This window comes from Nocardia sp. CY15 (assembly GCF_009829295.1).
GTDB classification, from domain to species: domain Bacteria; phylum Actinomycetota; class Actinomycetes; order Mycobacteriales; family Mycobacteriaceae; genus Nocardia; species Nocardia sputi.
The window spans coordinates 1-8,352 of record NZ_VUOT01000070.1 but is presented as its reverse complement, the minus strand read 5'-3'; the positions used below and the strand labels follow the sequence as shown (position 1 = coordinate 8,352).

The 8,352-nt window shown below is 65.3% G+C and carries 7 protein-coding genes and 1 pseudogene; 6 read left to right on the top strand and 2 right to left on the bottom strand.

All coding sequences use genetic code 11. The annotated features are described in order from the left end of the window. The first annotated feature begins 134 nt into the window (after nt 1-134). The 3 genes from GVY39_RS33455 (at nt 135) to GVY39_RS33445 (ending at nt 3,493) form a co-directional block, all read left to right on the top strand. A complete protein-coding gene (locus tag GVY39_RS33455) occupies nt 135-959 on the top strand; it encodes a DUF2637 domain-containing protein (protein ID WP_159930961.1) in 825 nt (274 codons plus the stop codon). Nucleotides 960-1,629: 670 nt separating this feature from the next. After that, nucleotides 1,630-2,262: a hypothetical protein gene (locus GVY39_RS33450; RefSeq protein WP_159930962.1), complete on the top strand. Its 633-nt coding sequence runs from the start codon at nt 1,630-1,632 to the stop codon at nt 2,260-2,262. A gap of 745 nt (nt 2,263-3,007) precedes the next feature. Beyond that, nucleotides 3,008-3,493 (top strand): hypothetical protein, encoded by a 486-nt coding sequence (locus GVY39_RS33445; RefSeq protein ID WP_159930963.1) that lies wholly within the window; start codon nt 3,008-3,010, stop codon nt 3,491-3,493. A gap of 333 nt (nt 3,494-3,826) precedes the next feature. Here GVY39_RS33445 and GVY39_RS33440 read toward each other — a convergent pair whose 3' ends face one another. Next, nucleotides 3,827-4,174 (bottom strand): hypothetical protein, encoded by a 348-nt coding sequence (locus GVY39_RS33440; RefSeq protein WP_159930964.1) that lies wholly within the window; start codon nt 4,172-4,174, stop codon nt 3,827-3,829. A 162-nt stretch (nt 4,175-4,336) separates the two neighbouring features. On the opposite strand from GVY39_RS33440, the gene GVY39_RS33435 reads away from it, so the two are divergent. From GVY39_RS33435 to GVY39_RS33425, 3 genes are read left to right on the top strand one after another with little or no spacing between them, the layout of a single operon-like run. After that, the gene (locus tag GVY39_RS33435; RefSeq protein ID WP_159930967.1) at nt 4,337-5,359 is read left to right on the top strand and encodes a tyrosine-type recombinase/integrase; all 1,023 of its coding nucleotides are present in this window, start codon (nt 4,337-4,339) and stop codon (nt 5,357-5,359) included. Next, nucleotides 5,356-5,688: a helix-turn-helix transcriptional regulator gene (locus GVY39_RS33430; protein WP_159930965.1), complete on the top strand. Its 333-nt coding sequence runs from the start codon at nt 5,356-5,358 to the stop codon at nt 5,686-5,688. The genes GVY39_RS33435 and GVY39_RS33430 overlap by 4 nt, the downstream gene beginning before the upstream one ends. Continuing rightward, nucleotides 5,688-8,228, top strand: coding sequence for a hypothetical protein (locus GVY39_RS33425; protein ID WP_159930966.1), 2,541 nt, complete (start codon nt 5,688-5,690; stop codon nt 8,226-8,228). Before GVY39_RS33430 ends, GVY39_RS33425 begins: the two co-directional genes overlap by 1 nt. A 4-nt stretch (nt 8,229-8,232) precedes the next feature. On the opposite strand, the pseudogene GVY39_RS33420 reads toward GVY39_RS33425, so the two are convergent. Further along, nucleotides 8,233-8,352 (bottom strand): annotated as a pseudogene (locus GVY39_RS33420) (IS5/IS1182 family transposase); the annotation flags it as partial.

Sequence of the window (8,352 nt, the reverse complement as noted above, 5' to 3'; positions counted from 1 at the left end):
CCGGAGCGTCCAGCACGGTGGGGCAGCCATTCCTTCGCAGCCACAACAACAGCAACCAACCATCAGCTACACCCCACCGCCCTGGGCATCCAGGGCACCAACCCCAGACACCCACAAACTTAGGGAACCCTCTCATGACCGAGATCGCGCTCGCCCCGCCCACGGCAATCGCGCGGACGCCATCAGCGGAGGCAGCCACACCGAAGTCCCGTGCGCACGGCTTCTTCTGGACGGTGCTCACCGCTGCGGCCACCGTCAGCATCACCGGAAACGCCACCCAAGCTCTACTGCACGACACGGCGTTGCCCGTCGTGGCCGCTGCGGTCGCGATCATCCCACCCCTGGCTCTACTGGCGGCGGTGCACGGGGTGACGCTCCTCGCGCGTGCGCACACCGCGGCCCGCGCCACACGGTGGGTGGCGACCGCGATGACGGTTCGCATCGCGACCGGCGCATTCTGGCTCTCCTTCACTGCTCTACGGTCGTTGGCGATCACCGCCGGAGTTCCCCAAGGCGAAGCGTGGTTGTGGCCGCTGATCATCGAAGGATCCATGGCCCAATCCACCGTCGCGCTACTCGCCCTCGCCCACTCGACCCCCAGCGACGAGCGTGCGCACGCGGACGACCCGCGCAACTACGACTCCGTACCGCAGGCAAACCCTTCGTTCGCGGACGACGAGCCCGTGCACACGCCACCAGATGTAGTCGAGCCGGTTCTCACGGCACCGCACCTGGCCGACGTCACAAGCCAAGACTTTGCGGACGTTGCGGCGCGTTTGTGCGCACGCGATCCGGCCGGGAGACGAGATCCTGAACTCGTGGCCAGAGCTTTGGCCCACCATCACCGCGACGGTTGGAATTTGACCCGCATTGCCAACGAATTGAACAGGAGTAGGTCGACGATCAGCCGGATACTCAGCGAAGCCGCGGCCCTTTCGCTCCCGCGAAGCGGCCTGTGAAACCCAGATCGACGAGCATGATGGCTCATGTCGTGAGCGCCCCTGCCATCTAGTGGCAGGGGTCGCCACGCACGAGCGGACACCGCTCAGAGGTTGCGCATCCAGGCCAGGTACCGCCCCGGGAACGCAAGTTCGGTGGTAAGCCACGCTGGGTGCGAATCCCTACGGCACCGTCCGCGTGGCTGTCTCCTATGTCGAGGAGTTGATGTTGCCGCCTGCCGCGCGCTACATATGCTTGACCGATGCGGATCACGCGACAGCAATGGGGCAGCACCTGGCGCCGAGCCGTGGTCGTTCGTGCGCACACGGGGCGTTCGACGAGGTGGGCAGACAGATAGTCGATGCCACGGCACGGCGGTCCTGAAGGACGCCGAAGCGCAGTGAGGCAGCGGACTGGGTACCGGGGCAAGGCATTCGTCGATAAGGCTGTCGCCCCCACCTTCTCAATTCCATTACATTCCATTCTATTCCGCCGATACGGAATTGAACGGCATAGCTTGACCGACCAGCACGAGACATCCTGCTTTCGCGCCTCGGATCTTCAACTCCGCAGTCTGATGACTCCCCGGTCCGCTGGCGATCGCCCACCGCCACTTCAACGCCCGGCACCGCTGCCGTACCCGAACACCGTGTTCCTCGGCAGGTGCTGCGGCACGCATACCATGCAAGTATGTCGGTCGAAATAGATTGGGACAGAGTCCACGTCGACACAACGATCACCACACCCGCCAGGAGTACCGGTACCTTCGGTCCAGGCATCTCACAGTGGTACAGCTACGGACAGCTCGGCTCCACCGTGGAGGATGACGAACCCCCTCGCACTATCCTGTGGATGAACGGTGTAACAGTGGACCTCTGGACCCCGAAACACAGCATTTACCACGCCTTGGACGCGATCAGCAGTGATTACGAAAAACTGGCGACCGCAGTGTTCGAGCACGGTCGAAACAGTCTGCGCGACAACGTCGAGGAAACGCTCGCCATGTCGGCCTCGCGAGTGGTACTGATCGACAGGGCGTCGCTGGAGCCGGAGTTTCGTGGGCAAGGCGGCATAGGCAGACTCCTGATCAGTTACATCCTCAGACATCTTCTTGGTGACGGCGACGGGATCGCGGTCACCTTTCCCCATCCGTTTGAAGTGGATTCCGATGATCCCCAGTTCGATGCCGAGCTACGAAAGGTTCGACACGTCTGGCAATCGATCGGCTTCTACCCGGTCAATGACGATGTTTGGGTCTTGGATTCAACGTCCACGACGTACTCAGCAGCGATAGAACGCTTGGAAGAAAATCTCGGCGTCTGATTCATGAACGCCTGTCGCACTCCCCACCCTTCTGGACGCACACAGCTCAGCCCGACAACTACGCTGCAACAGCATGCACCGGCGCTACGTTCACGCCAACATGGTCCGGACAACCCGCATCCGCACTGCCATACCGGGAACCGTGATCGAGGCAGAACCTTGACTAAAGTTGGTGAGAAGCAATAAGAATGTCAAAGGGCCAAATGACCTTGACCTCCGATGCACATACCAGGCCTAGGAGGACTTGAACCTCCGCACCCCCCGACCGCCGAAACTGCTGGTCAAGGCTTCGAAACGTGGCTCTGCCAGCGGGTTTGAACCTCATCCCACGGCGTTTGGTTACGTTTCGATACGTAAACATACACGTTCTTGGTGACGCCGTCACCAGGCGAAATACCGGCCCGGGATTGCGGATCGGTGACCGCGTCACCGGGCATCTCCCGCGTCTCCTAGGTCGCGATTGCCCCACGAAGCCGGGCCTCTCAGCGGTGGCAGACATGCTTCCTGCCCCGATCTGGTCGGGTCCAGCCGACTGAGTGACCCCTCTGCTCAGCCGGACAGCTCGTAGTCGGCGCCCCGGCCCAGGTTCGCTCCAGCGGGCCGCCCACCCGAAACTGGTTTCCGTTGCTGCGCTTGGTCAAGCGGAGGCGCAACGGCACGAGAAGTGGGTTCCGCGCTGATGAGTGCGGACTGCGGCTGGCCATGACGGGAATTGACTCATCAGCCTGAATGGAAGGACTCGTCGGTGAAGAAGCTCGTGAACAGCTCTCGACAGCAGGTGGCCGAGGGTGTTGGATACCCCACAGAGTTTTCGTTGCAGGGATCAGTACCACAGACGCGCCGCTACAGCGCAGCGGCTTGGGAGGGGGTTCCGCGTATGGATGTCGATCTGACGTGTCCGCACTGCCATCAACTCGACTTGGTGCAGAGTGTGCCCGCCTTGCATGCCGATGGCGTCTCGACCAGCTTCGGCACGAACGTCTACTCCGGCGTCGGAGTCGCCTCGACTGGCTTGGTGCCGGTGTTCGGCACTGCCGCTGTCGAACGGACGCACACCACCGCACTCGCCCACAGCCTTGCCCGCGAGCCTGCCCGTACCCCTGCTGGGTGGCTGACCTTCTTCTCGCTGGTGCTGCTCGTGCCAGCGATGGCAGGGATCGTTCCGGCGGTCGATGGCATCGTCCATCCTGTGCCTGGGGTTCGCACGGGGTCGCCGCCCTCGCCATGGTGATGTTTCTCGGGGGGTTGGCGGCGCCTGGCGCTGTCTTGCTCACTGTCGCTGTGTGCCGTATTCGCCGCAACGGTCGAATCGTTCGGGGACGTCGTGACGCGCACGCGGTGTGGCAGGCCGGTTTCTACTGTCATCGGTTCGGTGTGGCGTTTTGGCCACATTCTCCGGCACCGGGTGTTCCCGCTCGCCAGGCATTCGTCCCGCAGCACTTCCGCTGGTTGGTGTGGAATGCCGGTGGCTACGCCAACGCCTGATCTCCGGGGCTCGGCGACGGTCGCGTCGCAAAACGGACTGCCAGGCATTGCAGCTTCAGATCTGAGGGATGCGAACGTCTCAGATCGGTAGCCGTACCTCGGTGGGGTCGATCTCGGCGCGCAATCCTCGCCAGCTCGGATGCCGCAACGCTCCGACGAACTCCCGGTACTCGACCGTGCCCACCAGCTGTGGTTTCACCCAATGCGCCCCCGTCACCCGCCATGCTTGAGCGGGCCGGTCGAAAGGACTGTCGGGCGCGGCCAAGGCGGTCAGTCGCTCAAGCAACGTACGGCGAATTGCGCGGGTGAAACCCGTGCCGACATGCCCAACGTAGACCAAACGACCAGACTTCTCAGTGGAATTGCATCCGACGCACGCACGTTGGAGTGGGCTGGGACGATGGGGCAGCGGAAGCGATTCTAGCAATCAGCTGCTGACCTGCCCATCTGCACGCTATCATGCATCTGATGCATGATCCTTGCAGTGAAGGGGGTGACCGTGGGGTCGGGTGAGCTGCCGGGTTCAGCGCACCTCGAGCTCGTCGATGGGGTGGCTCTACTACATCCCGAAGACGCGGTACTGCAAGCGATGTTGCGCGGATGGGAACGGCAGTTGCTGGGCGGGCGACGACTGGCGCCGCGGACAGTGCGCGGATATTTGAGCCCGGTGCGGCGGTTCTGGGGGTTCACGGCGGAGTATCCGTGGCATTGGACCGCGGCTCATTTCGATGAGTGGATGGTAGATCTCGTGGTGGTCCACCGTCGCCGGAAGTCGACGCTGCGCGCCTATCAGGGTGCGGTGCAGGATTTCTGCGCGTATGTGACCTCGCCGCATTACGGGTGGATCGCGGAGTGCGAGAACAGATTCGGTACCCATCCGGTGCAGATCTGCCACGAGTGGAACACCGCCGCGCATCTGGTCGACTACGAGGGCGGCCCGGATCGGCGGCCGATGACCCGCGAGGAGATTCAGTTGCTGCTCGACTACGCCGACGGCCAGGTCGAGCAAGCGGTGCGGCTGGGCCGCAAGGGCGCGTTGACCGCCTACCGAGACGCCACGGTGTTCAAGGTGCTCTACGGGTGGGGATTGCGCGCTCGGGAAGCCTCGAAGCTGGATAGCACCGATTGTTACCGCAATCCGGCCGCGCCGCAGCTGGGCCGGTTCGGGCAGCTGCATGTGCGGTGGGGCAAGGCCAGCAAGGGATCTCCGCCGAGACGGCGGATGGTGGCCTCGACGATGCCGTGGGCGGTCGAGGCACTCGAGGACTACATGGTCAACATCAGGCCTCGGTTCACCGACCGCGCCGACGGCCCGATGTTCCTCACCGAACGCGGCGGCCGGCTCCAGCCCAGAGAGATCGACGCCCGCTTCGCCGACTATCGCGACACCCTGGGCTTGCCGGGCGATCTGGTACCGCACTGTCTTCGCCACAGCTATGTCACGCATTCGATCGAAGACGGTGCCGATGCCAGATTCGTCCAGGAGCAAGTCGGTCACCGGTTCGCTTCCACCACAGCGATTTACACCGCCGTCAGCGGCGATTTCATGAACACGATGATGCGCCGAGCACTGGAGCGGGCGTTCACCACCGAGCAGGAGCAGCTGCGATGACCCCCAGACTCGACTACCAGTGGCATCTACGCACCGTGATGGCCACCCGCGGGCTGTTCCAAACCACCGATCTACGCCCGCTACTGGCCGAACGCGGCATCGCGCTCTCGGCGAGTCAGGTGTTCCGGCTGGTCACCGAGCGCCCCGAACGCATCAACGTCAAAATCCTTGTCGCGCTGATGGATATCCTCGACTGCCGGATGGAAGAACTGATCGAACCCGTCGCCGTACGGGCACAACGCCAGCGTCGAACCGGCAGCGGTCACGACAGCGGTTCGGTGGGAGATTTCCGGCCCAAACGGGCACGGATCGCCGGCACCGAGCCCTGATGGCCCAGTCGAAAGCCGACCGCTACGCCGCGGCGGTGCTGGCAGACCCGCGGTCGGTCATCATCGATATCGTCCGCGGCGCCGACCCTGCGCTGAGCGTGGCCGTATGTGTGGAGGCGATTGCCGAGGTCGCCGCGGCGACGGCGACCCAGCGACGGCTGGCGCAGGCGTTGTTCGACGCACCGGCGCTGATGGTCTCGCGCGAACCGCTCGGGCCGCCGGTGCTGGACCGGTTGATCGCGGCGTTGCAGCAACGGGGATCTACCCGGGTGGCGCTTCCGCTGTGTGGCCGCTGTCATCGCCAACGCCGCCTCAACGCCCGCGCGGGCGGCCTGCGGATCTGCGGATCCTGCGATGCCTACCGCCGCATGAGCGGGCAAACCTGCGGCCGCTGTGGCGAGCGACGACACGCCCACTACAAGGACTGGGACGGCGGAGCGGTCTGCCGGACCTGCGCTCGTGCCGACAGCGGGGTCGACCAGCACCACCGGCTGATGCAGCGGATATGCGCGATCAACCCTCACGCCGATGCCGATCTGGTGAGTGTGGTCGTGGGACAGACGCTGCCGACACCGGGCCACAAGCGCCGCGTCGCCGACGAACTCAGCGCCCATCCCCTGCGCCTGAGCGCCGAGGCCGCCTACGCCACCGCGACCACGATGGGCCTGCTGTGTGCGCTGATCGACGCCCACGTCGACGGGTTCACGATGCCGCGGTGTCCGCTCTGTGCACGGTCGGCGCCGTTGACCGAAGTCCTCGATGGGCGTCGGTGCTGTCGCCGCTGCTACGACAAAGGCCGTGCCGAACCCTGCGCGGGCTGCGGTGGCCGCTACCCCGTGATCACCCGCGACAGCGAAGGCTCCCCGCTGTGCCGGACCTGCTACACCCGCCAGCCGCACAACCAGGCGATCTGCCCCGGCTGCGGAGAGCAGGCACACCTTATCCGGGTCGGCGGCGGCGCACCGATATGTCGGCGCTGCCGGCGCGCACCGACCGCGCTCTGCGCGATGTGCGGCAAGCTGCGCCAGTGCTATTTCGCCGATACCGATCACCCACGATGCCAACCGTGCTCGGCGAAACTGCTACTCCAGCAACAATGTTCACGATGCGGGCACGTGCGGGTCGTGCGCACCCGCGACCGCGACGGTGCACCGATCTGCAACTCGTGCGGGCGACCGCGGGCAACATGTCGCGACTGCGGGCGCACCGCGCGAGTACGGGGCTGGCTCTCTGATGGCCCACGCTGCAAACGCTGCTATCCGCGCCACCCCGAATCGTTTCGGCCCTGCCAACGCTGCGGCAGCCACGAACGGCTGCACCACTTCGGGCTGTGCCCGTCCTGCGCGGTACTCGACCGTCTCCACGCGGTGCTCGGCGACCACACCGGCATCCCCGCCCGGCTCGAACCCGTGTTCACCGCCCTGGCACGCTCCTCCGCGCACAGCACCCTGATCTATCTCGACCACGGAGGCGACGCGCTACTGCGCCAGCTACGCCAGACCGGGCACCAACCGATCACCCACCAACTGCTCGACGGGTACCACCCGAATCGAGCACTGCGCCCGCTACGGGATGCGATGGTGTGCGCGGGCGTGCTCGAACCCCTAGATGAGAACCTGCATCAGCTGATCGGCGATCTCGACCGCGTCGTGGCCACCATCAGCGACGCCCACGACCGACGGCTACTGCGCGCCTACACCACATGGAAACTGCTGCGCCGGCTACGCACTCAATCGCCGAGCCGCCCGGTCACGCGAGGTCAAGCCGTACACGCGCGCCGCAAGCTCCTCACCGCCGCCGCCCTGGTGGAGTTCCTGCATCAGCGCGGTCGCCGTCTCGCCGGGGCCGATCAAGGTGACATCGACGCCTGGCAGATCACCGATCCCACCGCATGGGTGCTGCACGAGTTCTTGACCTGGGCGATCCGGCGGGGCGACGCCCGGCCCGGCTTGGTCATCGCACCTCGCAGCAAAGGGCCGCGCAGCGCGAGCATCGCCGACGATCAGCGCTGGGCACTGGTGCGGAAATTGCTGCACGACAACAGTATCGATCGACGTCACCGCTTCGCGGGTCTGCTCGTGCTGCTCTACGCCCAGCCCGTCAGCCGCATCGCCGGTCTGCGTACCGACGCCCTGACCCAGCGCCTGAGCGACCGCACCGTGTGTCTGGCCCTGGGCAGCGAACCGATCGTGTTGCCCACCCCGCTCGCCGAACTCGCCCTGGGCCTGGTACTCGACCGCCCCGACGGACGCGCCGCGCTGGCCCGCGTCACCGATCACGACTGGCTCCTACCAGGCCTGCGAGCAGGCAGCCCGATCACCAGCGCCCACCTCACCCACCGGCTCAAACATCTCGGCATCCCCGCCCGCGCAGCCCGCACGACCACCCTGATGGATCTAGCCGCCCAACTGCCCGCCGCCGTGCTCGCAGCACTGCTGGGCATCGGCATCACCACCGCCACCGACTGGGCCACCGAAGCCGGACCCGCCACCACCTACGCCGCCGATCTGCTCCACCGCGCCCACCCACCGCAGCAATAACAGATCAGTTCAGAATGAGTTTTCGGAGGCAGATGACCGCGCAGGCGAGGGTGAGTAGGGCTTGGTGGATGTCGGCGCGGCGTTCGTAGCGGATGCGCAGACGCTTGAACGCATGTAGCCAGGC

What these genes read in the sequence shown, in the direction of transcription:
- GVY39_RS33430 (WP_159930965.1), top strand. Translation starts at nt 5,356, where the DNA reads ATGACCCCCAGACTCGACTACCAGTGGCATCTACGCACCGTGATGGCC.
- GVY39_RS33455 (WP_159930961.1), top strand. Translation starts at nt 135, where the DNA reads ATGACCGAGATCGCGCTCGCCCCGCCCACGGCAATCGCGCGGACGCCA.
- GVY39_RS33425 (WP_159930966.1), top strand. Translation starts at nt 5,688, where the DNA reads ATGGCCCAGTCGAAAGCCGACCGCTACGCCGCGGCGGTGCTGGCAGAC.
- GVY39_RS33435 (WP_159930967.1), top strand. Translation starts at nt 4,337, where the DNA reads ATGTTGCGCGGATGGGAACGGCAGTTGCTGGGCGGGCGACGACTGGCG.
- GVY39_RS33450 (WP_159930962.1), top strand. Translation starts at nt 1,630, where the DNA reads ATGTCGGTCGAAATAGATTGGGACAGAGTCCACGTCGACACAACGATC.